Raw genomic sequence first — 24096 nt, 5'->3', positions numbered from 1 at the left:
GCGTGCCTATCCTCGCCGGGCCCACGCCGCGATCGGGTTGCCGAACCAGCGGGTCCCGGCGGGCACGGACTCGCCGCGCATCACCAGGGACGCCGGTCCGACCGTGGTGTTCTCCCCGATCGTCGCCGCAGGCAGCACCACCCCGTGGGGTCCGAGGGTGGAGCCGTCCCGCATGAGGACAGTATCGATGCTCATCACACGGTCGTGGAACAGGTGGGTCTGCAACACGCATCCCCGGTTCACCGTCACCCCGTCACCCAGGCTGACCAGGTCGACCTCCGGCAGCCAGTAGGTCTCGCACCACACCCCCCGGCCCACGCGGGCCCCCAGGGAGCGCAGCCACAGGTTCAGCGGCGCGGTCCCCAGCCAGCGCTGGGCGAACCAGGGCGCGGCCAGCACCTCCACGAAGGTGTCGGCCAGCTCGTTGCGCCAGACGAACGAGCTCCACAGCGGCCGGTCGCCCACCGAGATCCGGCCCACCAGGACCCACTTGGCCACGGTCGCCGCCGCCGCGGCGAGCACCCCGGCGCCCAGCACCGCCACGCCCGACAGGGCCGCCGCCGCGGCGAAGCCGTACGCCCCGGCCAGCCACTCCAGGGCCGCCGCGACGAGCACGGCCAGGGCGACCGTGCACATCACCGGCACCACGCGGCACACCTCCACCGCGGCGCGGGCGAACCTCAGCCTCGGCGGCGGGTCATAAGTGCGGCTCCGGTCGCCCTCGTCCGCGGCCCTGCGCAGCTCCACCGGGGGCATCCCCAGGTACGACGAGCCCGCCTTGGCCTTCTTCGGCGCCGCCGACAGCACCGCGACCAGCCCGTCCTTGGGCACCTTGCGCCCCGGCGCGGTCATCCCCGAGTTGCCGAGGAAGGCGCGCTTGCCGATCCGCACGTGGTCGACCCGCAGCCGCCCGCCCTCCAGCTCGTACGGCGCGACCATCGTGTCGTCGGCGAGGAAGGCGCCGTCGCCGACGGAGGTCATCGAGGGCAGCGCCAGCACCGTCGACAGCTCCACGTCCCGGCCGACCTTCATGCCCAGGGCGCGCAGCCAGGCGGGGGTGACCATGCTCGCGTACAGCGGGAACAGCCAGACGCGGGCCATCGACATCAGCAGGCCCGTCGCCCACGCCTGCCAGGCCTGGCGGCTGTGCACCGGGTGCTGCCCGGCGTGCAGGCCGACCGACAGCAGCCGGACCGAGGCCACGGTGAGCAGGGCGAAGGCGGCCATCGAGGCGACGGTGGCGAGCGGCACCCCGTACAGGACGGAGGCCAGGGAGGGCGCGCCGTCGCGCAGCAGGACGGCGAGGCCCGGCAGCGCGGCGATCACCGGGAGGACGCCCAGGACCAGCGCGGACAGCCCGTAGACCGTCGCCCAGTGCCACGAGCGCGGCGGGCGGGCGGCGGCCGGGGGACGGGCCTTGCCCATCCGGCTCGCGGGCACGCCCGCCCAGCGCTCTCCGGACGGCACCGAGCCCGCCACCGCCGAACCGGGCGCGACCTGGGCGTTCTTGCCGATCTTCGAGCCGGGGAAGAGGGTCGTGCGGGCGCCGACCGTGGCGGAGGCGCCGATCTTGATCTCGCCGACGTGCACCTGGTCGCCGTCGATCCAGTAGCCGTTCAGGTCGACCTCGGGCTCGACGGCCGCGTACCTGCCCAGCTTGAGCATCCCGGTGATCGGCGGCATCGAGTGCAGGTCCGCGTCGTCGCCGACCTGGGCGCCGAGCGCCCGCGCGTAGTGGATGAGCCACGGGGCCGTGGACACCTCGCCCACCCCGAGCCGCTCGGAGAGCCGCTCGGCGAACCACAGCCGCAGGTGCGTGCCGCCGCCCCTGGGGTACGTGCCCGGTCTCAGGTCGCGCAGCAGCAGCCGGGCGCCGCCCGCGGCGAGCGCGATCCGGCCCGCGGGGCTGACGAACAGCAGCGCGCCCGCGAGCACCCACCACCACGAGACGACCGGGGCCCAGGGCAGGCCTGCCAGGTTGTTCAGCGCGGCCAGCGCCACCACCCAGCGCAGCGCGCCGACGCTGAGCAGCGGCACGGTGAGCGCCGCCTGCGCGATCGCGGCGAGGCGCGGCATCGGCGTGACGACCCGGTCGGTGGTCACGATCTCCGGAGCGTCGAGCGCCGACAGGTGCCTGCCGAGCCTGGGCAGCGTCGGGTTGTCGTAGACGTCGCCGACCGTGACCGCCGGGTAGCGGGTCCGCAGCGCCGAGACCAGCCGGGCCGCCGCGAGGCTGGTGCCGCCCTCGGCGAAGAAGTCGCCCTCGACACCGCCCAGGATGTCCATCCAGCACTCGGCCACCCACGGGTCGACGTCCGGCACCCCGGCGTCGGGCGCCCCCGCCTTCTTGGGCAGCGGCCAGGGCAGCGCGTCCCTGTCGATCTTCCCGGAGGTGCGCGTCGGGAGCTCGTCGACCAGGGCGATCCTGGGGACGAGCGCGGCGGGCAGGGAGTGGCGGAGGCGGTCCCTGGCGTCCTCCTTGTCGAAATCCTCACCGGGCACGACGTAGCCGACGAGCAGCTGGTGGCCGCCGCCGGTCGTGCGGACCGCCGAGGCCGCCCCGGCGACCCCGGGCAGCGCCTGCAGCGCGGCGTCCACCTCGCCCAGCTCGATCCTGCGCCCGCCGAGCTTGATCTGCTCGTCGGCCCGCCCGACGAAGATCAATCCCTCGGGTTCCGCCCGTACCAGGTCGCCGCTGCGGTAGGCGCGCTCCCAGCCGAGCGACGCGAGCGGCGCGTACTTCTCCGCGTCCTTGGCCGGGTCCAGGTATCTGGCGAGCCCGACCCCGCCGATGACGAGCTCACCGGTCTCGCCCATCGCCACCGGCTCGCCGTCCTTGCCGACGACGGCCAGGTCCCAGCCCGCCAGCGGCAGCCCGATCCGCACCGGGCCCTCACCGGTCAGCGGCGCCGCGCACGCCACCACCGTCGCCTCGGTCGGGCCGTAGGTGTTCCACACCTCGCGCCCCGGCACGGCCAGCCGCTCGGCCAGCTCCGGCGGGCACGCCTCGCCGCCGAAGATCAGCAGCCGTACGTCGTCGAGCGTCTCCACCGGCCAGAGCGCCGCCAGGGTCGGCACGGTCGACACGATCGTGATGCCCATGTCCAGCAGCCACGGGCCCAGGTCCATGCCGGTGCGGACCAGCGCGCGGGGCGCCGCCACCAGGCAGCCGCCGTACCGCCAGGCCAGCCACATCTCCTCGCAGGAGGCGTCGAACGCCACCGACAGCCCCGCGAGCACCCGGTCGCCGGGCCCGATGGGCTCCCCGGTGAGGAAGATCCGCGCCTCGGCGTCCACGAACGCCGCCGCGTTGCGGTGGGTCACCGCGACGCCCTTGGGCTTGCCGGTGGAGCCGGAGGTGAAGATGACCCACGCGTCGTCCTCGGGTCCCGGCCTGCCGCTGCCCCGGCTCCGCTCCCGTTCCCGGTCCCGGTTGCCGTACGCCGCGGGGTTCCCGTCACGTCCGGTGCCCGGGGCGGTGCTCTTGGCGGCACCGTTCGTGGCGGCACTGTTCATGGCGGTACCGCTCTTGGTGGTATCGCTCTTGGTAGTACCGCGGCCGGTGCCGTGCAGTTCCGCCGCGTAGTCGAGTTCGGACCCGCCGGTGTGCCGGGGCTCCGCCGCGAGGGCGCGTCCCTCGGCGGGGTTCTTGGAGCGACTTTCGGCGTCGCTCTCGGCGTGCGTCTCGGTGTGGCTTCCGGAGTCGCTTTCGGCGTGCGTCTCGGGGTGACCAATCTCACAGTCGCCGGTGTGCTCGCCGTCATGGCCGTCGCGGCCGGTTCGAGGGGCCGTGGCGTCGCCAGACGAGGGGGTGTCCAGGCGCTCGTACGGGTCGCCGTAGGGAGTGATCTTCCCGCCGTCGCCGATGACGGCGCGGACCCGCGCCTCGCCGAAGACCAGCTCAGCGCGCTCGTCGGGGTCGTCGGCGTCCACCGGGACGTAGGCGGCCCCGGCGGTGAGCACGGCCACGATCGCGACGTACAGGCCGACGGTGCCCGAGGGGATCCGCACCCCGACCCGGTCTCCGCGCCCGACTCCGGCCGCCCGCAGCTCCAGGGCCATCCGGCCCGCCTCGGCGCGCAGCCCGGTGTAGTCGAGACGGGTCCGTCCGTCGTCGAGCGCGAGTGCGTGAGGATGACGTCGCGTGGTCTGGTCGAGGATGTCCAGCAACGTCCTGGCCTGCGGCGCGGCCCCTCCCGGCAGGAGCGCTCGCGACGGCATGCCGGTGTCGGCTGGTAACGGAATCACTGTCTTCCCCCTGTGTACGGCGCCCCTGTGGGCCCGGGACAGCCTACGTGCACGGGGTTAACGCGTTTCCCCGCGCAGCCATACCCCTGTGAACCTTCCCTTTCGGGCATCTTTCACCCAGATGAACCACGCGGGGTCGTCGCACCGTTGACGCTCCCCGGGCCTGGTTTTAAACTCAACACATAATGAATTAACCGCCACCGCGACGGCCGCACGTCTCCGGCGGCCCTGTCACAGGAGCGTGACGCGATGCGCAGGACGCCCGCCGCCGTCGGAACCACGATCTTCTTCGCGCTGGCTCCGGGCACCGTCGCCGGGCTGCTGCCCTGGTGGATCACCCGCTGGGAGGTGGGGGAGCTCCTGTCCGGGGCGCCGCCCTGGATCGCGGTGCCCCTGCGCCTCGTCGGGGTGACGTTGGTCCTCGCCGGGACCGCGGTGCTGGTCAGGGCGTTCGTCCGGTTCGTCGTGGAGGGCCTCGGCACCCCCGCCCCGATCGCCCCCACCGAGCACCTGGTCGTCGGCGGGTTGTACGGGCACGTCCGCAACCCGATGTACGTGGCGGTCTTCTCCATCATCGCCGGGCAGGCCCTCCTGCTGGGCCGCCCGGTCCTCCTGCTGTACGCCGTCGTCACGGCCGTGCCGGTCGTCGCGTTCGTCCGCTGGTACGAGGAGCCGACCCTGCGCCGCGCGTTCGGCGCCGACTACGAGAGGTACCGTGCGGCGGTGCCCGGCTGGTGGCCCCGCTCGCGCGCCTACCGGCCCTGACCGGGCGCGCCGCACCCGAACGGATCGGGCGCCGCACGCGAACGGCCGCCGGCGAGGTCGCCGGCGGCCGTCCGTGCGTGGACCTCTACGGCCTCTCGGTGCACTGGGGGGTGCCGGACCCGTAGCAGTCCAGCACCGTCAGGCTGTCGATCTTGACGTACTGGTTGGCGGACTTCCTGACGCCCTCGAAGTACCAGGCCCGGAACTGGAAGGTCACGGCGTCGGTGTCCCTGAACAGCCGGCCGCAGGCGGACGTGGAGTTGGAACCCGCCGGGACGGCGCACGTGCCGCAGTTGTTGGTGCCGTTGCAGTTGCCGCCCCGGTGGTCGTAGGAGGCCGCCACCAGCTCGTAGGGGGTCTTGTTGTAGACGACCCCGCAGTACACGGCCCCGACGACCGGCGGGACCCGCTCGCAGTCGCTGGCGCGGGCGCTCGACGCCCCGACGGTCGCCTGGAAGGTCATCAGTGACGCGATCAGCGTCATTACCAGCATGAGATTACGGACGATCGGACGGACGCTCAGGTTCATGTCGCTCCATCTGCGGCTGGGGAGGACCGCGCGGTCACACGATCGCGCGGCCGACAAAGTCGATCAACGTCGATCAACGTCGGCCAGCGTGGCAACGCGCGAACCCGTCCGGCAACGAGCGCGGGGCGGTTGGGACGATGAGAGATGATCATGCTGTTGACGTGCAGTGATCACCTCGCCCTGGGACGGGGGTGGGACGTGCCCGGCCGGATCCTCCGGTCGTCTCGACGCTCGGGCCACGGTATGGGGCGAATCGGCTCGTTTCACACGCCGCCCGGACGGCGGCCGGTGCCGTCGTCCGGGCGGCCGGTCGTCCGCTCGGTCACCCGGTCGGTCGTCCGTCCGGTCACCTGGCCGGTCGTCCGTCCAGTCACCCGGTCGGTCGTCCGCTCCGGTTAGCAGGTCAGCCGGTCAGCCGGTCACGACGCCCAGCGCCGCGACGAGATAGAGACCACCGGCGGAGCAGACCACGACCCCGGCGGCGGCCGGGGCCCAGGCCAGCGCCGCGGAGGCCCGTGACCACCCGCGGGTTCCCCGGTCCAGCAGCGCGTACCCCCGGATCGTCACGACGCCCACGCCGGTCAGCGTGAGGGCCATCCCCACGCCGAAGGCGGCGACGAGCACGACGGCGTCGAAGGCCCGGCCGGTGAGCAGCCCGCTCATCAGGACGACGAAGGCCGACGGCGAGGGCAGCAACCCGCCGGAGAGGGCGAGCGCGACGAGGCCCCGGCGCGACCAGGGATCCGTACCGTCCTCGACCTGATGGCCATGCCCGTGGCCGTGCTCGTGCTCATGTCCGTGTCCGTGTCCGTGCTCTTGGTGGGCTCGCGGCCGGTTCCGGTTCCGTTGCCGCAGGTGGCGGTAGGTGAGGTGGGCGCCGACGCCGATCGTGACCAGTCCGGCCGCGACCTGCATCCAGGCGGTGACGTCCTCCGTGCCGAAACTCGCGGCGCCGCTCAGTCCCACCCAGGCGAACGCCAGCATCAACACCGAGAAGGTGTGCATCAGCGCCACGATGACCCCCAGGCGCAGCGCGTCGCGGTAGCCGCCCCGGGTGCCGACCAGGTACGCCGCCGTGACGCTCTTGCCGTGGCCGGGCGCGACCGCGTGCAGGGCCCCGGCGACGAGCGCGACGGCGAGGATCGCCCAGAAGACGCCCCTGTCGTCGAAGAGCGAGACGAACCGGCTCTCGAGGCCGCCGAACCCCGTCACGGCCGCCCGCCCGTCCCGCGCCGCCTCCACAGCGCGGCGGACACCCCCGCCCCGGCCAGCAGTACGGCGGCCCAGACGACGACGCTCGTCGTGCCCGGGGGCAGGCCGCCCCCGCCCGTACCGGAGAAGGTCAGGCGCCGGGTGCTCTCGGCCTCGGTGAGAAGCGTCCGCCCGGGGGTCGCGGGCGTCTCGGCGACGAGCATCGTCCGGTACGCCTTGTTGAGGTCGGTCAGGGCGGCGACGGTGACGTCCAGCCGCGTGACCGGGCTCTGGCAGTCGAAGACGAACCGGGCGCCGTCGGTGACCAGCTCCCGGAGCTCCTCCAGCCGGCTCTCGCACCGACGGCCGTCCTGGGCGACCGTGACCCGATCCAGCAGGTAGGTGCGCAGGGCCGGTGACCGCTCCAGTTTCTGCTCACCGGTCAGCTCCGTCGACACGGCACCGGAGGCCGGGTCCTCGAACGCCCCGATCGACTGGCCGAGCGCGACCCAGTCGTCCTCGGCCGCGAACCACGAGATGGTCACGCGCGAGCCGTCGGCCCCGATCCGCGCGGTGGACGGCGGCCCGAAGGGGTGGGCGACGGCGGCGGACGCGGCGGACGCTGCCGCGGGTGCCGTCCAGCCGCCCAGGGCACAGACGAGCAGTACGCCCGCCAGCACGCGGGTGTGGATTCTCAACGGATCTCCTGTTCGCACGACTCGACACGACTCCGGCAGGGCTCCGGCACGGTTCGGCTCCGGTTCGGGTCGGCACGGCTCCGGCTCGGCATGACTCCGGCACGGTTCGGCACGGCTTCAGCGTGACCTCGGCGTGACTTCGGTACGGCCTCGGCACGGTCCTGGCGCGACCTCGGCATGACAGTGGCTCTGGCATGACAGTGGCTCTGGTACGACGGCGGCTCTGGCGTGACGCCGGTTCTGGCATGAGGCTGACACGACTCGGGCGGGGTACCGGTACCCCCGGGCGCCTCCGGGCGCGGGGGCGCCGTCGTGGCCGCCCCCGCGCCCGGAGAGGTCACTACCTGGTGACCGTGATGACCGGGCTGGTGATCTTCTGGTGGGCGCTGTCCAGGTACACCACGTAGGTGTCGCCCTTCCTCGCCCTGCTCGGCAGCCTGAAGGTGTAGGTCAGGCGGCCCAGCTCGTCGGCGGTCCGGACGCCGATCGCGTCGTCCCTGTCGTGCCCGTGTCCCCTGTCGCGATCGCTCGCCTTGCGCAGGTAGACGGACACGCGCTCGCCCGGGTCGTAGCCGTACGCGGAGATCTTGAGCTCGCCCCGCGTCCCGACGGTGGTCCTGTCGACGGTGACCTGCTCGCCGACGGTGTTCTCCGGGGTGCGGACCTCGTTGACCGTGCGCTCGCCCGCCTTGTTCTTGCGGATGACGAAACCGTCGTGGTGCTCGCCGTTGGCGTAGCGGGCCTCGAACGTGATGCGGTCGGCCTCGACGTCGATCAGCTGGTAGAGCTGGGTGTTCTCGCTCTTGCTGACGACCTCGGCGCCGTTGCCGGTCCAGTTCTCGCCGTTGTTGAGGGCGTACATCTTGCCGCCGGAGACCGACACGACGTAGGCGACGCCGTTGTTGACCGTGACCGACTTGCGGGCGGTCGCCACGTTGCCCCGGCCGTAGGAGTGGTCGTGGCCCTGCAGGACCAGGTCCACGCCGTACTTCTCGAACAGCGGGCCCCACTGGTCACGTACGGCGGGGTTGTTGCGGGTGCCGGTGGTGGAGTAGACGGGGTGGTGGAAGGTCACCACCGTCCACTTGTTCGGGTTGTCCTTGAGCAGGCCCTCCAGCCAGGTGGCCTGCGCGGCCATCAGGGCCGGGACGCCCTGCACGTTGGAGTCCAGGCCGATGAAGCGCACGCCCTGGTAGTCGACGGTGTAGGCGGTCTGCTTCAGCTCGGGGTTGCCCGGCCCGTTGTCCGGATAGGGGAACTGCGGGCGCCAGAAGGCGGACAGCCCGCCGCTGTACTCGTGGTTGCCGGGGATCGAGATGTTGTTGACCTGGCTGTCGATGAAGCCCGCGGCCTTGTACCACTGGCCCCACTGCTCCTCGCTGTTCGCGGAGTCGATGAGGTCACCGGCGTTGACGATCACCTTCGCCTGCGGGCGGTCGGCGAACGCCTGGCGGAAGACGCGCGGCACCGCGGAGTCGATGTAGTTCTGCGCGTCGCCGTAGTAGATGAACGAGAACGGCTGGAGCTGGGCCGCCGCGGTGGTGAAGTCGCTCCACTCGGCCCAGTTGGTGCCGTCGCCGACCCGGTAGGTGTACCGGGTGTTCGGCTTCAGGCCGGTGAACTCCACCGTGTGATAGATGGAGGCGTACCCGAGGGTGGTGTTGACCGGGGTGGTGCTGGCCGCCTTGACGTTGGCCACCGCGCCCGCGGCCGGTGCCACCGCGCCGAGCGCGCGGGGGGCCTCCAGGATCTCCGCCTGCGCCGACTCGGCGTCGGCCACGGCCCGCCAGGTGACCTTCTGGCTGGTCGACGGGGTGGTGGTCGGGGTGAGGATGACGCGGTCGGGCATCGGGGAGGGCTTGTGGATGTCGGCGGCGGGATATTTCGGCGGCGCGGCGGCGCCGAACGCCACCGGGCCGAACGCGAGGCCGCCGAGGAGCAGCACGCCCGCGCCCGCCGCCGTCAGCTTCGTTCGCCGGGATCCGGTGGGCCGGGGCATGGTGACTTCGCCCATCATGAGCTCTTTTCCGGGGGAGGAATCACTGTCCACCGAGGGAGTGCGGTGGACGTCCGTATTGATCCAGAAGGGATCATCGAATGCCCGTATGGAGCATTGCACCCGGATGAACATGTCCCTTCTGGAACCTGTGACCCCGGCCGTACCGCCGATGTCGCCGGAAGTCCGCGCGACCGCCACCCTCCGTTGCCCGTACGTTCCGCGGGCCACTCCTATGGTGTGGCCGACCAGCCGTCGAACAGCGGAATCGCTCCCCGGGTGAGGAACCGCTTCCCGAGGAACAGGACGTCCCGTTGACCGTCACCCGCCAGGCCGGTACCCGGCGGCCCGCCCGTCGCCTGGCCCTGCTGCTCGGCCTCGTGGCGCTCGGGGCGCTGGTCCCGCCGCCGACCGCGACGGGGACGACGGGGACGGCGGGGACGGCGGTGCCGCTGGTCAAGGGCGAGAACTTCGTCACCGCGCGGACGAGCGGGATCCTGCACATCGAGGCGGGGGAGTGCTTCACCGACCCGGCCTACTCCGAGGAGGCGGCCGAGGTCGTCGTGCTGTACACGCCCTGCCACGAGCGGGCGGCCAACCAGTCGTACGGCTTCGTGCACGCTCCCGAGGGCGCGTGGGATCCGGCCGCGCTGAGCGCGTTCGCGTGGCGGAGCTGCGGGCGGGGGTTCGACAGCCACTGGGGCGGGGGGACGGCCTCGGAGCTGAGGTTCTATCCGGTCCTGCCGACCAGGGAGACCTGGGCCGGCGGCGACCGCGACGTCATGTGCGTGGTCTACAGCCCCGGCGGCCCGATGGACGGCTCGGCGCTCCCCCTGGCGAGATGAATCCCGTTCACACGAGGGCCGAAGCCGGGATCTAAGCCGGAGCCTGTGCCGGTCCTGTGCCGGTCCCGTGCCGGTTCCGTGTACCGGTCCACACCGGACGAGGACGCCCGTGAGTGTGGTCACAGGCAAGACGGCAGCCATCCCTTGGCACCCGCGAGGTATCCGGCCTGGAACCGGCTGCGGGCGTCGAGCCGTTCCATCAGCTCGGCGGTGACCCGCCGCAGGGTGCGTACCGAGACGTCGAGCCTGCGGGCCACCGCCTCGTCGGTCAGTCCCGTCGAGAGCAGGCGGAGCACCTCGCGCTCCTGGCCGCTGAGGCCCTTCTCGTCGCGCCTGCGCTCCTCGCCGAGAGGGCTGGCGGCCCCCCAGGTCTGCTCGAACAGGGCGGTCAGGGCGGCGACGACGCCCGCCCCGCGCAACAGGACCGCTCCAACGCTGCTGTCCGAGGGGTCCGTCGGCAGCAGGGCCGCCTGCCGGTCGAAGATGAGCATGCGGAGCGGCAGACCGGGGGTGGTGCGGACCAGGCCGCCGTTCCCGGTGAGCCAGGTCGCGTAGCCGGTGGTCGCCTGGTCGTTGCGGACGCTGTCGGGGTAGACGATGCGGATCGCCACGCCGCGGCCGAGCAGGGACTCGTCCAGCGGGCGGCTCGCCATGATGTTCTCCGGGGTCTGGGCGCTCTTGGGTTCGAACCCGAGCAGCTCCTGACGGCAGTCGGCGACCAGCTCCTCGATCCGGGTGCGGATCGTGTCGATGCCGACGAGCGACTCGGAGCCGTCACCCGGGCGCGCCGGGTGGTGGTCGCCGTAGGCCGCGATCATCTGGGCGACGGCCGTCCGGCTCCGCTCGATCTCCTGCTGCTTGGCCAGCAGCGCGGCCTCCTCGCGGGCCAGCAGCGCGGCCAGTCCCACCTCGGGGCGGACCAGGCGCAGCACGTCCGGCTCCTCCCACGAGGGGCGCAGGAGCGACAGCTTGGCCAGCTCGTCCAGGGTGGCGCGGATCCGGTGGACCGGCCATCCCAGCTCCAGGCTCAGCTCGGTCACCCCGTACGAGGGGTTCTCCAGGATGGTGCGGTAGACGGTTTCCTCGGCGGACCCGATGCCAAGCAGCATGAGCACGACCCCTCCACGGTTCGAACGAGACACGATCCGATGGGCGGGGCCCACGACGATCGCAGTCTGAAACTAACCGGGGACAGTGATGACCGGGTTACGCGATCGCCCTGTTTCCTCCCGAGGAACGCCGGCCCCTGGAAACCCTTCAGGACCTGCTCCGCGCCGTGCGCGGAGAACGGCGCACACGGGGATTCCGAGGTCTCGCGGGCCGTCGTCCGGAGGCCACCGGAGTCGGCACGCGGAGGGATTCCGGGGGACCGCCGGAGAAGGCGCGCACGGGGATTCCGGGGTCCCGTGAGGTGTCGTTCCGGAGGGCCGCCGGAGAAGGCGCGCACGGGCATTCCGGGGTTCCGCGAGCCCCGCCGGAGACGGTACGCGGCAGCGCGGCGCGATGGCATGATCCTGCCACGCCACGGACCTGCCAGGGGAAACACCTGGTGGAATCGCCGCGCGCGAACCACGGTCGATTCATGTATCTCATCAACGCGCGCCTGCGCGCCCCCGAGATCGAAGGCCGTCCGGCCCCGCCCGCCGGACGGATACCCGCGCGTGAGCTCCGGCGGCTGCTCCTGGCGCTGGCGGAACCCGCCGAGGGGATAGAGCACATCTACGGCGAGGACCACCCCGCCGGAATCCGTCTCGGGCTCTTCATCCGCAGGCACACCCTCGACGAGGCCGAGAGCGCTGCGGCCCGGCTGTGCCTGCGCGCCCTCGACATCGTGCCCGAGCTCTCCGGCTGGTCGCTGGCGGCCTGCGGCACCGATCTCGACCTCGCGCTCGGGCGTCTCGAAGCATTCGACGAGGAGGCCTGTCAGCGTCCTGCCATTGCAGCGCGCTGACAGGCTCCGGTACTTCCGCAACCAACTCCGATCGGCCAAGAATCAAAGTGTCAGAACGAAGCGGGAAATGTCCGGGAAAGCAAATCCGGAGAGCCCCCGTGAAAACAGGAAAAGGGCGCCGAGAATCGCCGGCCGAAAGGAAAGAAGAACAATGAGCACCACACTCCGTTCCATCGCCCCCACCCTCGGCGCCCGCCCGCTCACCGCCTCCCCCGCCCCCGGGGGGAGGGCCGGCCTCGCGGCCGTCGCGGCCCTCGCCCCGGCCGGCGGAGCCGGCTGGCAGTGAGCCGACCAGGAGAGACCCAGCAACCATTCGTCACGGGCACCGCGCCCGAGAAGTCGTCCGGGAGGCGACCACCGTGAAGCACCAGGAAGTCGAGTTACTCGCCCTCGGCGCAGGGCCGTCCAACCTCGCCCTCGCCGTCGCCCTCGAAGAGCTCGCTCCGGAACTGGCCACCGAAACGCTGATCATAGAGCAGCACGAGAACGTGGTCTGGCAGCGGGGAATGCTGCTGCCCTGGACCCAGAGCCAGGTCTCCTTTCTCAAGGACCTGGTCACCTTGAGAAACCCGCAGAGCAGATTCTCCTTCGTGAACCACCTGCACTCCGTGGGAAGGCTCAGTGAATTCGTCAATCTGGGCAGTTTCACGCCGTACAGAATGGAGATCTCGAATTACCTCCTCTGGGTGGCGGAGTCGCTCGCCCAGGTGCGCATCGAGTACGACCGGCGCTGCGTGGCCGTCGAGCCGGTCCTGACCGATGACGGCGGCGTCGAGAGCTGGATCGTGCGGCTCGCCGACGGCTCGACCATCGGCTGCCGCACCCTGGTGGTCGGCGCCGGGCGCGACGCGCACGTCCCCGAGGTGTTCGACACGCTTCCCCGCGAGCGGATCATCCACAGCACCGAGTACAGCCGGAAGATCGCCGGGCTCGACCACGACGCCCCGCACCGGGTCGCGGTCATCGGCGGCGCGCAGAGCGCGGCCGAGATGCTGTGGGCCACCCACCAGAACATGCCCAACGCCCGGTGCACGATGGTGATGCGCTCCATCGGCCTCAACGGCTACGAGAGCAGCAAGTTCACCAACGAGCTCTTCTACGCCTCCTTCGTCGACGAGTTCCACCGCTCGCGCCCCGACGCGCGGCGCCAGCTCCTCGGCGAGATGCACCGCACCAACTACGCGGGCCTGTCCCCGGGCCTGCTGGAGAACCTCTACCGGCAGATCTACCTGGAGCGCCTCACCGGCCAGGAGCGGATCCAGATGATCACGATGGCCGAGATCGCCGGGGCCAGGCTGGAGGGCGACGAGATCGTCCTCACCCTCCAGGACAGGAAGAGCGGCGGCTACGACGAGCTGCCCTGCGACGTCCTGCTGCTCGGCACCGGCTTCGACCGCCGGATGCCCGGCCTGATCCGCGACCTCGCCGCCAGGGCCGGCCTCGGCGAGATCGGCGTCGACCGCTTCTACAAGCTGACCCTGCCCGCGGGCTCGGGCGCCTCCTGCTACCTGCAGGGCGTGAACGAGGACACGCACGGCATCGCCGACTCCCTGCTCAGCACGCTGGCCAACCGGGCGGAGGAGATCGTCGACGACATCCGGAACGGCAACGCCGCCGCCGAGCTCCTGGCGCCGTTCGCCCTCCCGATCGCCTCCTGATCTCTCCTGATCCCCGAATCCCCCGAGGAGAACCCCCGTGGACCTCCGTTCCTATGACCCCGCCCACCTGCGCAGGGACAACGGCCTGCTCGCCAAGCGGCTCATGCCCTGGGACACGCTGAACGCGCCGTTCGAGGGTGCCTGGTGCGTCGTCGCGCCCGGCACCGCCTCGACCCGGCACGCCCACCACGAGTACGAGATCTTCATCGCCGTCTCCGGCGAGGCGGTCCTGGAGAGCGAGGGCGAGCGCGCCCCCTTCTCCGCCGGGGACGTCGCCTACTTCCCGCCCGGCACCGACCACCAGGTCGTCAACGACGGCACCGACGTCTTCGAGATGTACGGCATCTGGTGGGACCACGACATGACCCGCGTGTTCGAGAGCCGTCACCAGGAGGAGACATGACGGAGACGATCGTCATCGCCGCGACCCCCACGCCGAACGGGGACCTGCACGTCGGCCACATGGCCGGCCCCTACGTCGCCGGCGACGTCTACGCCCGCTACCTGCGGGCCGACGGACGCCCCGTCAACTACAACACCTGCACCGACGACAGCCAGTCGTACATGATCTCGACCGCCCGCAGGAACGGCACCACGCCCGCCGAGCTGTGCGCGGCGTCCACCGCCGCCATCCAGCGGTCGGTCGAGGCGATGGGCATCTCCCTGGCCCCCATGCCGCCCATCGACGACACCTACCGCGAGACCGTGCTCGACTTCGTCACCGCCCTCCACGAGGCGGGCCGGTTCGAGACGCGGACCGTGCGCATGCCGTACGCGGAGAACGCGGGCACCTACCTGTTCGACGGCCTGGTCAAGGGCGAGTGCCCGGCGTGCCTGACCGAGAGCTGCGGCGGGTCGTGCGAGGGCTGCGGCCACCCCAACCACTTCGACGGCCTGGGCGACCCGCGCTCGGTCCTCGACCCCGCCGACCCGGTGACCTCGCGCGAGGTCACCGTCCTGGTCCTGCCCATCGAGAACTACCGGGAGGAGCTCACCGCCTACTACGCCGCCCGCGAGAACACCTGGAGGGGACACAGCCGGCAGCTCATCCGCGAGATCCTGGCCCGGCCGCTCCCGGAGATCCCGATCACCGTGCCGTCGCCCGGCTGGGGGATCGACGCCCCGTTCGCCGAGACGCCCGGCCAGATTCTCTACCCGTGGGTAGAGGCGATGCCCGCCTCGATCTACAGCACCTGGAAGGCGGCCGGCGAGCCCGAGGGCCCCGTCGACCAGGCCTGGCGCGCCGAGAGCGGCAACGGCCTCGTCTACTTCCACGGGTTCGACAACGTCTACTTCTGGGGCATGGTCGACCTGGTCATGCTGCTCGCCCACGGCGACCGCTACATCACCCCCGACGCCAACGTCTGCAACGAGTTCTACGAGCTGGAGAACGAGAAGTTCTCCACCAGCCGGGGCCACCTCATCCGCGGCGCCGACCTGGTCGCCGAGGTGCCGCGCGACCTCGTCCGGTTCTACCTCGCCCTGACCTGCCCCGAGGACCAGCGGGCCAACTTCACCCGGGAGGGGCTCGACAAGGTCACCTCCCGCAGGCTGCGCGAGCCGTGGAACGCCCTCGCCGACCGCCTCGACGCCCTCGTCACCGACCCGGGGGAGGAGCTCAAGGTCACCGACGCCGGGCGCCGCCGGGCCGCGGTGGTCGTCGAGAGGTTCCGGCTCTGCTACGACCTCACCTCGTTCAGCCTGACCAGGGCGGCGGACGGCATCGTCACCCAGCTCGGAAGGCTGCTGACCGCCGAGCGCGACGAGCCCGGCGACCTCCTGATGGAGGTGCGCGCCTTCCTGTCCTGCGCGGCCCCCATCCTCATCGACGTCGCGGCCGAGGCCGAGGCGGCCGGTGTCGGGCTCACCCTCGACACCTCCGCCGAGACGATCGACGCCTTCCTGCTACCGCGACTGCCCGGGAGCCCCCGATGAAACTCCTCGCCATGGAAGCCCGCCAGAACGCCACCTACTACCGCTCCCGCTACCAGCAGGTCCAGGACTACGGCGCCGAGCTCTACGTGCTCAACGGCATCGGCACCCCCGACTTCTGGCCCGCCGACCGCTACCGCGTCGTGGGCTCGCAGAACATCGACGACCTCATCACCGAGGCCAAGGAGTGGCACGAGCAGGAGCGCTTCGACGGGATCATCACCTTCTCCGAGTCGGGCGTGACCACGGTCGCGGCCGTCGCCGAGGCGCTCGGGCTGCCGGGCGTGGGCGTCGAGGCGGCCAGGACCAGCCGCAACAAGCTGCTGATGCGCGAGGCGCACCGCAGGTACGAGGCGCCGCACCCGGACTTCCGCTTCGTCACCGAGCTGGACGCGGCACTCGGCGCGGCCGAGGACTTCGGCTACCCGGTCATCCTCAAGCCCACCCTGGGCGCCGCGAGCAACTTCGTGTTCAAGATCGACGACGCGGAGGAGATGGCGGAGCTGTTCCCGCGGGCGCTGGCCGGGATCGAGGGGATGTCGTGGTTCGAGATGGAGGCCCACGGCCTCGACCTCGGCCCGCACGGCCTGCTGGTCGAGTCCTTCCTCGACGGGGACGAGTTCCTCATCGAGGCCGTGGCCTGGGACGGCGAGGTCTACCTCGGCTCCATCGTGGACCGCATCACCGTCGAGGGAGGCACCTTCGACGACGACGTGCACCACGGGCCGACCGCGCTCACCACCGAGCAGGTGGCCGCGGTGCACCGCGTGGTCAGGGCCGGGGCGCACTCCCAGGGGCTGCGGCGCAGCGTGCTGCACGCCGAGGTGCGCTTCCACCGGGGCGAGCCGTACCTGCTGGAGATCGCGATCAGGCCCGGCGGCGGCGGGCTGGACCTCATCGCCGGGATCACCGCCGCGCACAACCCGATCCGCGCCGTGATGGACGTGGCCCGGGGCGCGGCGCCGAGGGTGCGCCACTACCGGCCGACCGGCGTCCACGTCACCGCGATGTGCCTGATGTGCGACGCGGGCCGGATCACCGCGATCGACGTGCCGGCCGAGGTCTCCGAGTCCGAGAAGGTCTTCTTCCTCAAGATCACCGCCAGCCCCGGGGACGTCGTCCGGCGCCCGCCGGAGGGCAACAGCATCCTCGGCTTCCTCGGCACCACCGGCACCTCCCTGGAGGACGCCAGGGAGACGATGCTCGACTACGCCTCCAAGATCAACGTCACCCTCGTCCAGGACGGAGAACTGTCATGACACAGCTGATCGAGGAGGCGCCGCACCGGACCCTGCGGGTCGCCCGCACCCGCCGCTACCTGATGTGCCCGCCCACCCACTTCGACGTCGTCTACTCCATCAACCCCTGGATGGACCCCGGCAAACCGGTCGACGGCTCGCTGGCCAGGCTCCAGTGGGACGGCCTGCTGCGCGCCTTCCGCGCCCTGGGCCACCAGGTGGAGTTCATCGAGCCGCTGCCCGGCTACCCCGACATGGTCTTCGCCGCCAACGGCGCGACGGTCATCGACGGCAAGGTGCTGTCGGCCAGGTTCCGGTACGAGGAGCGGGCCGCCGAGGGCCCCGCCTACCTGGAGTGGTTCCGCGCCCGCGGCTACCGGACCCGCGAGGCGGTCCACGTCAACGAGGGCGAGGGCGACTACCTGCACGCCGGGAGGTACCTGCTCGCCGGCACCGGCTTCCGTACCGACATCCGCTCGCACCGCGAGGCGGAGAGGTTCTTCGGGATCCCGGTGGCGGGGCTGAGGCTGGTCGACCCGCGCTTCTACCACCTCGACACCGCGCTGGCCGTGCTCGACCGCGACCAGATCATGTACTACCCGGGGGCGTTCTCCAGGGAGAGCCAGGGCGTGCTGCGCGTCCTGTACCCCGACGCGATCATCGCCAACGAGGCCGACGCCGAGGTGTTCGGGCTGAACGCCGTCTCCGACGGCCGCCACGTCCTGCTGCCGCCCGCGGCCACCCACCTGATGGGCGAGCTGCGCGAGCGCGGCTACGAGCCCATCGGCGTCGAGCTCTCCGAGCTGCTGAAGTCCGGCGGCAGCGCCAAGTGCTGCACCCTCGAACTCAGGGCGGCCCGCTCATGATCGACTACAACGGGCGCCGCTTCACCACCGGCGGCGTCCCCTCCGGGGAGAGGCACCCGATCGCCCTGTACCGCCAGGAGGGCGACCTGCTGTGGGGCGAGTTCTCCGGCGGCCACGCCCGCCGGGGGACCCTCACCGGGCTCTGCGCCCCCGACGGCACCCTCGACTTCGCCTACACGATGGTCCTCGATACCGGGGCCGTCGTGTCGGGCCACTGCCGCAGCACCCCCGAACTGCTCCCCGACGGGCGCGTCCTGCTCCACGAGACGTGGGAGCGCTACGGCGCCCACGCGAGCAGCGGCGTCTCCCTCCTCGAAGAGATCGACCCCGGCCTCCTTGAGGAGATCGACCCCGGCACCGTCACGCTTCCGCACCAGAGGACTGAGAGCTGACCATGACGCTGAACACCATCGCCCGCCCGAACGTGGAGAAGCCCGTCAAGGGCGGCACGGTGACCTGGGCCTGCGCCCCCGGATTCCCCCCGTCCATCATCTTCCCCTTCACCCCGCCGGAGCGGTTCGGCACCCGCAACCTGCTCGAGTTCCAGATCCTGATGTACCGGCCGCTGTACTTCTTCGGCACGCACGGCACCCCCGAGGTCGACTACGACCTCAGCATCGGCGAGCCCCCGCAGTGGAGCGAGGACGGCCTCACCGTCACCGTCACCGTCAAGCCCTGGAAGTGGTCCAACGGCGAGACGATCTGCGCGGACAATGTCCTGTTCTGGGTGAACATGATGGCCGTCAAGGGCGAGCGCTACGGCGAGTACGTCCCCGGCTGCTTCCCCGACAACCTCGTCTCCTACGGCAAGCTCGCCGAGGACAAGGTCTACTTCACCTTCGACAAGGTCTACTCCAAGCGCTGGGTGCTGATGAACCAGCTCAGCACCATCACCCCGATGCCCAAGGCCTGGGACCGCACCGCCGACGGGCCGTCCGACGCCTCGTTCAGCCTGGAGAACGTCGCCGCCGTCTACGACTTCCTGATGGGGGAGAACGGCGGCGTCATCGAGGAGGACAACTCCGACCGCGTCCACTGGGCCACCAGCCCGGTGTGGAGCGTGGTGAGCGGCCCGTGGCGGCTGAAGAGCTACACCATGGAGGGCGTCGTCACCTTCGTCCCCAACGAGCACTACTCCGGGCCGAACAAGGCGCACCTGGACGAGTTCCGGCAGATCCCCTTCATGTCCGACGGCGAGGAGTATCAAAAACTGCTGGAGGGGCCGGACGGGCCCGACGGCATCCAGGTCGGCTACCTCCCGCTGAGCTTCAGCACCGAGCCGACCGACGACCCCACCAAGGGCGGCCCCAACCCGCTGGGCGAGCACTACACGCTGGTCCCGCAGGCGGCCTTCTGCATCCGCTACATCCCGCTCAACTACAACAACCCGACCGTCGCCGGCAAGATGCTCGCCCAGACCTACATCCGGCAGGCGATGCAGCACGCCCTCGACCAGGACCGGGCGGCCCGCGACATCTACCACGGCTACGCCTACCGGCAGGACGGGCCGGTGCCCCGCTACCCGGTGAGCGACCTCGTCTCGCCCACCCTGCAGGGCTCGCCCATCCTGCCCTTCGACGCCGAGCGGGCCCGCGAGCTGCTGGAGGCGAACGGCTGGGACACCAGCACGACCCCGGCGATCTGCGTCAACCCCGGCGAGGGCCCCGGCCAGGCCGGCGCGGACATCCCCGGCGGCACCAAGCTCAGCTTCTCCCTCAGGTACGCCGAGGGCCGCCCCGCCCTCACCCGCCTGATGGAGCAGTTCCGCGACGACGCGGCCAGGGCAGGCATCGAGCTGCGGCTGCAGGAGGTCTACGGCTCGGTCCTGGTGGCCGAGGACGCCCCCTGCGTCGTCGGGCCCGACAGCCCCTGCCTGTGGGAGCTGAGCACCTGGGGCGGCGGCTGGGTCTACCACTACCCGAGCGGCGAGATCCTCTTCCGGACCGACGCCGGCGGCAACTTCGGCCACTACACCGACCCGAGGGCCGACGAGCTCATCGACCGCACCCTGACCAGCGACGACCCCGCCGCGCTCTACGAGTACCAGGACTACATCGCCGAGCAGGTCCCCGTCATCTTCATCCCGAACTTCTCGCTGCGGCTGTTCGAGGTCTCCAACAAGCTCCGCGGCTTCGAGCCGATCAACCCCTTCGGGATGATCAGCCCGGAGAACTGGTACTACGTCGAGAACGGCGAGTGACCCCCGTGACGATCGCCGCGGCCCCCGTCGCCGTCATCCCCGCTCACGACTTGATGATCCTCCTGCTGCAACTCGGGGTGCTCCTGGGGCTCGCCACCGTCCTGGGACGTCTCTCCGTCCGCTTCGGGTTGCCGGCCCTGCTGGGTGAGCTGAGCGCGGGCATCCTGATCGGGCCCTCGCTGCTCGCCAACGTCGCCCCCGAGTTCTCCGCCTGGCTGCTGCCCACCGACCCGGCCAGATTCCACATGATCGACGCGGTGGGCCAGGTCGGCGTCCTGCTGCTGGTGGGCCTGACCGGCATGCACCTCGACCTGGGGTTCATCCGGCGCCAGGGGAAGAGCGCCGCCTGGATCAGCGGCGCCGGGCTGGTCGTCCCGCTCGCCCTCGGCGTCGGGATCGGGTTCCTCGCCCCCTCCGAGATGATCGCCGCGGGCGTCGACCACACCGTCTTCGCCCTCTTCCTCGGCGTCGCGCTCTGCGTCAGCGCCATCCCCGTCATCGCCAAGGTGCTGATGGAGATGCGCCTGCTGCACCGCGACATCGGCCAGCTCATCCTGAGCAGCGCCGTCATCGACGACGTGGTCGGCTGGTTCCTGCTCTCGGTGGTCTCCGCGCTCGCCACCGCCGGGGCGCGCACCGGGCAGGCCGCGCTCACCGCGATCGCGCTGCTCGTCGGCCTCGTGGCCGTGTCGGTCCTGTTCGGCCGCAGGGTGGTCGCCGGGGTGCTGCGCGCCGCCGACCGGGGCGGGAGCGCCACCACGATCGCCGCGGTGGCGACCATGATCCTGCTCTCGGCCGCCGCCACCCAGTCGATGGGCTTCGAGGCCATCCTCGGCGCCTTCATCTGCGGGGCGCTCGTCGGCTCCTCGCCGGACCTGAAGGTCGCCAGGCTGGCGCCCCTGCAGACACTCGTCGCCGCGGTGCTCGCGCCCATCTTCTTCGCGACGGCCGGCCTGCGGATGAACCTGACCGAGCTGGCCAACCCGCCCGTGCTCATCGCCGGGATCGTGGTGCTGACCGTCGCCATCGCGGCCAAGTTCGCCGGGGCCTACCTCGGGGCCCGCATCGCCCGCCGTACCCGCTGGGAGGCCCTCGCGCTCGGCGCCGGCCTCAACTCCCGCGGGGTGATCGAAGTGATCATCGCGATGGTGGGCCTGCGGCTGGGCGTGCTCACCACGGCGTCGTACACGGTCATCGTCCTGGTCGCGGTCGTGACCTCGATGATGGCGCCGCCGCTGCTGCGCTACGCGGCGGCCAGGATCGCCCCCACCGAGGACGAGGTCGTCCGCGAGGAGTTCTTCGACACCCTGCAGGGCACCGACGGCGCCGACGGCGCCGACAGGCCGCTCGTGACCACCGCCAAGGAGGCGTGACATGACCACCGGCACCCCGCAGGGCCCCGACAGGCAGTTCGTGACCACCGCCAGGGAGGCGTGACATGACCACCGACACCAGGCCGCTGATCCTGGTGGTCGCGACGGGGATGCGGCACTACCGCGAGTACCTGTTGCGCTCCATCGCCACCGAGTACCGCGTCCACCTCCTGGTGGCCGCCGAGCCCGGCTGGGAGAAGGAGTACGCCACCGGCTGGACCGTCGTCGCCACCCTGGGCGACGGCCCCGCCCTGGCCGCCACCGCGCTGGAGCTCGCCGCCCGCGAGCCCGTGCACGGGGTGCTGTGCTGGGACGAGGCCACGATCCTGGCCGCCTCGCACGTCTCGCAGGCTCTCGGCCTGCCGGGCGGCGACCCCGAGATGGTGCGCCGCTGCCGCGACAAGCACCTCACCCGCGTCGCGCTCGACGCGCTCGGCGTCCCGCAGCCCAGGTCGCTCGCCGTCTCCACGCTCGACGAGGCCCTGGCCGCCGCCGAGACGGTCGGCTACCCGGCCATCCTCAAGCCGCGCGGCCTCGGCGGCAGCCTGGGCGTCATCAGGGTCGAGGACCCCGGGGAGCTGGCCGAGCGGTTCGCCTTCGTCCACGACCTGACCGTCCCCGGCGGGGCGACGTTCGAGGTCCCCGTCCTGGTCGAGGAGTTCGCCGACGGCCCCGAGGTCAGCGTCGACGCCGTTGTCCAGGGCGGCGTGGTCACCCCGCTCTTCCTCGGCAGGAAGGTCCTCGGCTACGAGCCCTACTGCGAGGAGGTCGGCCACTTCGTCGACGCCCAGGACGAGCTGCTGCAGGACCCCGAGTTCTGCCGCGTCCTGCAGGACACGCACACCGCGCTCGGGTTCACCGACGGCGTCACCCACACTGAGGTCAAGCTCTCCTCCCGGGGGCTGCGCGTCATCGAGGTGAACGCGCGCCTGGGCGGGGACATGATCCCCTACCTCGGGATGATCACCACCGGGATCGACCCCGGCCTCGCCGCGGCGGCGGTGGCCTGCGGCCGTACCCCCGACCTCGTCCCCGAGCGCAAGCTCGTCGGCGGCGTGCGCTTCTTCTACGTCGCCGAGGACGACACCACGATCGAGTCGATCGCGTTCGACGAGACCGGCCTGCCCCCCGAGATCGACCGGGTCGTCCCGGTGGTCGCCGCGGGCGCGACCGTCTCACCACCGCCCAAGGGCACCCTGTGGGGGCGTATCGCCTACGCCACCGCGCTCTCCCCGACCGTCGACGAGTGCCGGGCCGCGCTGGACGCGGCCGAGGCGAACCTGAAGGTGAAGGCAGCCACATGACCGCCGTTATCGAGAACGAGAACAACCTGTCCTCGACACCCCCGGACAAGCCGGACGACGGGGTGTTCGCCACCCTGCGGGAGTCTCCGCGCGCCGTCAAGGCGCTGCTCTTCGGAGGCTTCATCAGCAGGCTGGCCGCGTTCATCCAGATCTACCTGGTGCTGTTCCTGACCGACCGGGGCTTCTCCGCCACCCAGGCGGGGCTCGCGCTGGGGGTCTACGGGGCCGGAGCGGTGGTGGGCTCGCTGGCCGGGGGCTCGCTCTCCGACCGGCTCGGCGCGCGGGCGGTCACCCTGATCAGCATGGGCGGCTCGGCCCTCCTGATCGTGTCCATCCTCTACGCCCCGTCCTACGCCATGATCCTGGCCGCGGTCTTCATGGTCAGCACGGTCGGCCAGTTCTACCGGCCCGCCGCCCAGACGATGCTCACCGAGCTGACACCTCGCCACCGGGTCGTGATGATCACGGCGATGTACCGGCTCGGCCTGAACCTCGGCATGACCGCCGCCCCGCTCATCGGCGCCGCGCTGCTCGCCGTCTCCTACAACGCGCTCTTCTGGGGCGAGGCCGCCGCGGCACTCATCTTCGGCGGGATCGTGATGTTCGCGCTGCCCAAGCGGGGCCCGCGTGTCGCGGCCACGCCGGGGGAGAAGGAGGCAGCCGCGTCGTCACCGGAAGGCCGTACCGGCTACCTCGCGGTCCTCGCCGACTGGCGCTACAGCGTCTACCTGGTCGCGATGCTGCTCACCTCCATCGTCTACTGCCAGTACACGGCGACCCTCCCGCTGGACATCTCCGCCGCCGGCATCAGCCTGTGGTGGTACGGCGCGGCCGTCTCGCTGAACGGCCTCATCGTCATCACCTGCGAGCTGGCGATGACGAAGGTCGTGCAGAAGTGGCCGATCCGGCTCACCGCGCTGCTCGGCCTCGGCCTCGTCTCGGTCGGCTACGCCATCTACGCGATCTCCCCCCTGCCGATCTGGTTCATGCTCGGCACCCTGGTCTGGACGCTCTCGGAGATCATCGGCGGGCCCACCACGTTCGCCTACCCCGCCCTGGCGGGTCCCGAGCGGCTCCGCGGGCGCTACATCGGCGCGATGCAGAGCGTCTTCGGGCTCGGCACCGCGATCGGCCCGGTCATCGGAACCCTCGTGTGGTTCCAGGTGGGGCGCTCGGTGTGGCTGTGGGCGGCCCTGGTCTCCGCGATCGCGACCGTGGCGGGCCTGATCGGCATGCGGGACCCGAACAAGACCGACGAGTCGCGGACCACCGCGACCGCCTCGGCGACATGAACGGAGGAGT

At 71.5% G+C, this 24096-nt stretch carries 20 protein-coding genes; 14 read left to right on the top strand and 6 right to left on the bottom strand.

The window, feature by feature from the left end; translation table 11 throughout:
• Window positions 1–6 precede the first annotated feature (6 nt).
• The gene (locus ABT053_RS01610; protein ID WP_350966862.1) at window positions 7–4248 is read right to left on the bottom strand and encodes a Pls/PosA family non-ribosomal peptide synthetase; all 4242 of its coding nucleotides are present in this window, start codon (window positions 4246–4248) and stop codon (window positions 7–9) included.
• 249 nt (window positions 4249–4497) lie between these two features.
• On the opposite strand from ABT053_RS01610, the gene ABT053_RS01605 reads away from it, so the two are divergent.
• Entirely contained in the window at window positions 4498–5013 is a 516-nt protein-coding gene (locus ABT053_RS01605; RefSeq protein ID WP_350966861.1) for a methyltransferase family protein, read from the top strand.
• Window positions 5014–5098: 85 nt separating this feature from the next.
• On the opposite strand, the gene ABT053_RS01600 is transcribed toward ABT053_RS01605, so the two are convergent.
• From ABT053_RS01600 to ABT053_RS01585, 4 genes are all read right to left on the bottom strand, one after another.
• Window positions 5099–5497 carry a hypothetical protein gene (locus ABT053_RS01600; protein ID WP_350966860.1) on the bottom strand — a complete coding sequence of 133 codons (399 nt, stop codon included), beginning with the start codon at window positions 5495–5497 and terminating at the stop codon, window positions 5099–5101.
• A gap of 456 nt (window positions 5498–5953) precedes the next feature.
• The gene (locus ABT053_RS01595; RefSeq protein WP_350966859.1) at window positions 5954–6784 is read right to left on the bottom strand and encodes a nickel/cobalt transporter; all 831 of its coding nucleotides are present in this window, start codon (window positions 6782–6784) and stop codon (window positions 5954–5956) included.
• Window positions 6751–7431, bottom strand: a complete 681-nt coding sequence (locus tag ABT053_RS01590; RefSeq protein WP_350966858.1) for a hypothetical protein — start codon at window positions 7429–7431, stop codon at window positions 6751–6753. Before ABT053_RS01590 ends, ABT053_RS01595 begins: the two co-directional genes overlap by 34 nt.
• 340 nt (window positions 7432–7771) lie before the next feature.
• Complete coding sequence (locus ABT053_RS01585) at window positions 7772–9445, bottom strand: purple acid phosphatase family protein (RefSeq protein WP_350966857.1); 1674 nt, start codon at window positions 9443–9445, stop codon at window positions 7772–7774.
• Window positions 9446–9741: 296 nt separating this feature from the next.
• Here ABT053_RS01585 and ABT053_RS01580 point away from each other — a divergent pair, with 296 nt between their 5' ends.
• Entirely contained in the window at window positions 9742–10272 is a 531-nt protein-coding gene (locus tag ABT053_RS01580) for a hypothetical protein (RefSeq protein WP_350966856.1), read from the top strand.
• A 119-nt stretch (window positions 10273–10391) separates the two neighbouring features.
• On the opposite strand, the gene ABT053_RS01575 is transcribed toward ABT053_RS01580, so the two are convergent.
• Entirely contained in the window at window positions 10392–11381 is a 990-nt protein-coding gene (locus ABT053_RS01575; RefSeq protein ID WP_350967100.1) for a LuxR C-terminal-related transcriptional regulator, read from the bottom strand.
• Window positions 11382–11854: 473 nt separating this feature from the next.
• Here ABT053_RS01575 and ABT053_RS01570 point away from each other — a divergent pair, with 473 nt between their 5' ends.
• The 12 genes from ABT053_RS01570 to ABT053_RS01515 all read left to right on the top strand — a co-directional run bounded on the left by ABT053_RS01570 (window position 11855) and on the right by ABT053_RS01515 (window position 24086).
• A complete protein-coding gene (locus ABT053_RS01570; protein WP_350966855.1) occupies window positions 11855–12223 on the top strand; it encodes a hypothetical protein in 369 nt (122 codons plus the stop codon).
• 151 nt (window positions 12224–12374) lie between these two features.
• Window positions 12375–12509 (top strand): hypothetical protein, encoded by a 135-nt coding sequence (locus tag ABT053_RS01565; protein WP_350966854.1) that lies wholly within the window; start codon window positions 12375–12377, stop codon window positions 12507–12509.
• Between the two features lie 73 nt (window positions 12510–12582).
• Window positions 12583–13881: a SidA/IucD/PvdA family monooxygenase gene (locus tag ABT053_RS01560; protein WP_350966853.1), complete on the top strand. Its 1299-nt coding sequence runs from the start codon at window positions 12583–12585 to the stop codon at window positions 13879–13881.
• Between the two features lie 37 nt (window positions 13882–13918).
• Complete coding sequence (locus ABT053_RS01555) at window positions 13919–14284, top strand: cupin domain-containing protein (protein ID WP_350966852.1); 366 nt, start codon at window positions 13919–13921, stop codon at window positions 14282–14284.
• Window positions 14281–15816, top strand: a complete 1536-nt coding sequence (locus ABT053_RS01550) for a class I tRNA ligase family protein (RefSeq protein WP_350966851.1) — start codon at window positions 14281–14283, stop codon at window positions 15814–15816. Before ABT053_RS01555 ends, ABT053_RS01550 begins: the two co-directional genes overlap by 4 nt.
• Window positions 15813–17072: an ATP-grasp domain-containing protein gene (locus ABT053_RS01545; protein ID WP_350966850.1), complete on the top strand. Its 1260-nt coding sequence runs from the start codon at window positions 15813–15815 to the stop codon at window positions 17070–17072. The genes ABT053_RS01550 and ABT053_RS01545 overlap by 4 nt, the downstream gene beginning before the upstream one ends.
• Window positions 17069–17917 carry a dimethylargininase gene (ddaH, locus tag ABT053_RS01540; protein ID WP_350966848.1) on the top strand — a complete coding sequence of 283 codons (849 nt, stop codon included), beginning with the start codon at window positions 17069–17071 and terminating at the stop codon, window positions 17915–17917. Before ABT053_RS01545 ends, ddaH begins: the two co-directional genes overlap by 4 nt.
• On the top strand, window positions 17914–18309 hold the full coding sequence (locus tag ABT053_RS01535; RefSeq protein WP_350966847.1) for an avidin-fold protein: 396 nt from the start codon (window positions 17914–17916) through the stop codon (window positions 18307–18309). Before ddaH ends, ABT053_RS01535 begins: the two co-directional genes overlap by 4 nt.
• 2 nt (window positions 18310–18311) lie before the next feature.
• Complete coding sequence (locus ABT053_RS01530; protein WP_350966846.1) at window positions 18312–20117, top strand: ABC transporter substrate-binding protein; 1806 nt, start codon at window positions 18312–18314, stop codon at window positions 20115–20117.
• On the top strand, window positions 20114–21490 hold the full coding sequence (locus ABT053_RS01525; protein ID WP_350966845.1) for a cation:proton antiporter: 1377 nt from the start codon (window positions 20114–20116) through the stop codon (window positions 21488–21490). Before ABT053_RS01530 ends, ABT053_RS01525 begins: the two co-directional genes overlap by 4 nt.
• Before the next feature lie 65 nt (window positions 21491–21555).
• Window positions 21556–22794: an ATP-grasp domain-containing protein gene (locus ABT053_RS01520; protein ID WP_350966844.1), complete on the top strand. Its 1239-nt coding sequence runs from the start codon at window positions 21556–21558 to the stop codon at window positions 22792–22794.
• Window positions 22791–24086, top strand: coding sequence for an MFS transporter (locus ABT053_RS01515; protein ID WP_350966842.1), 1296 nt, complete (start codon window positions 22791–22793; stop codon window positions 24084–24086). The genes ABT053_RS01520 and ABT053_RS01515 overlap by 4 nt, the downstream gene beginning before the upstream one ends.
• Window positions 24087–24096 lie beyond the last annotated feature (10 nt).

This window comes from Streptosporangium sp. NPDC002524 (assembly GCF_040295985.1).
Lineage (GTDB): Bacteria > Actinomycetota > Actinomycetes > Streptosporangiales > Streptosporangiaceae > Streptosporangium.
Note: the sequence above shows the minus strand (reverse complement) of the source record. Positions and strands in the feature narration are given on the sequence as shown.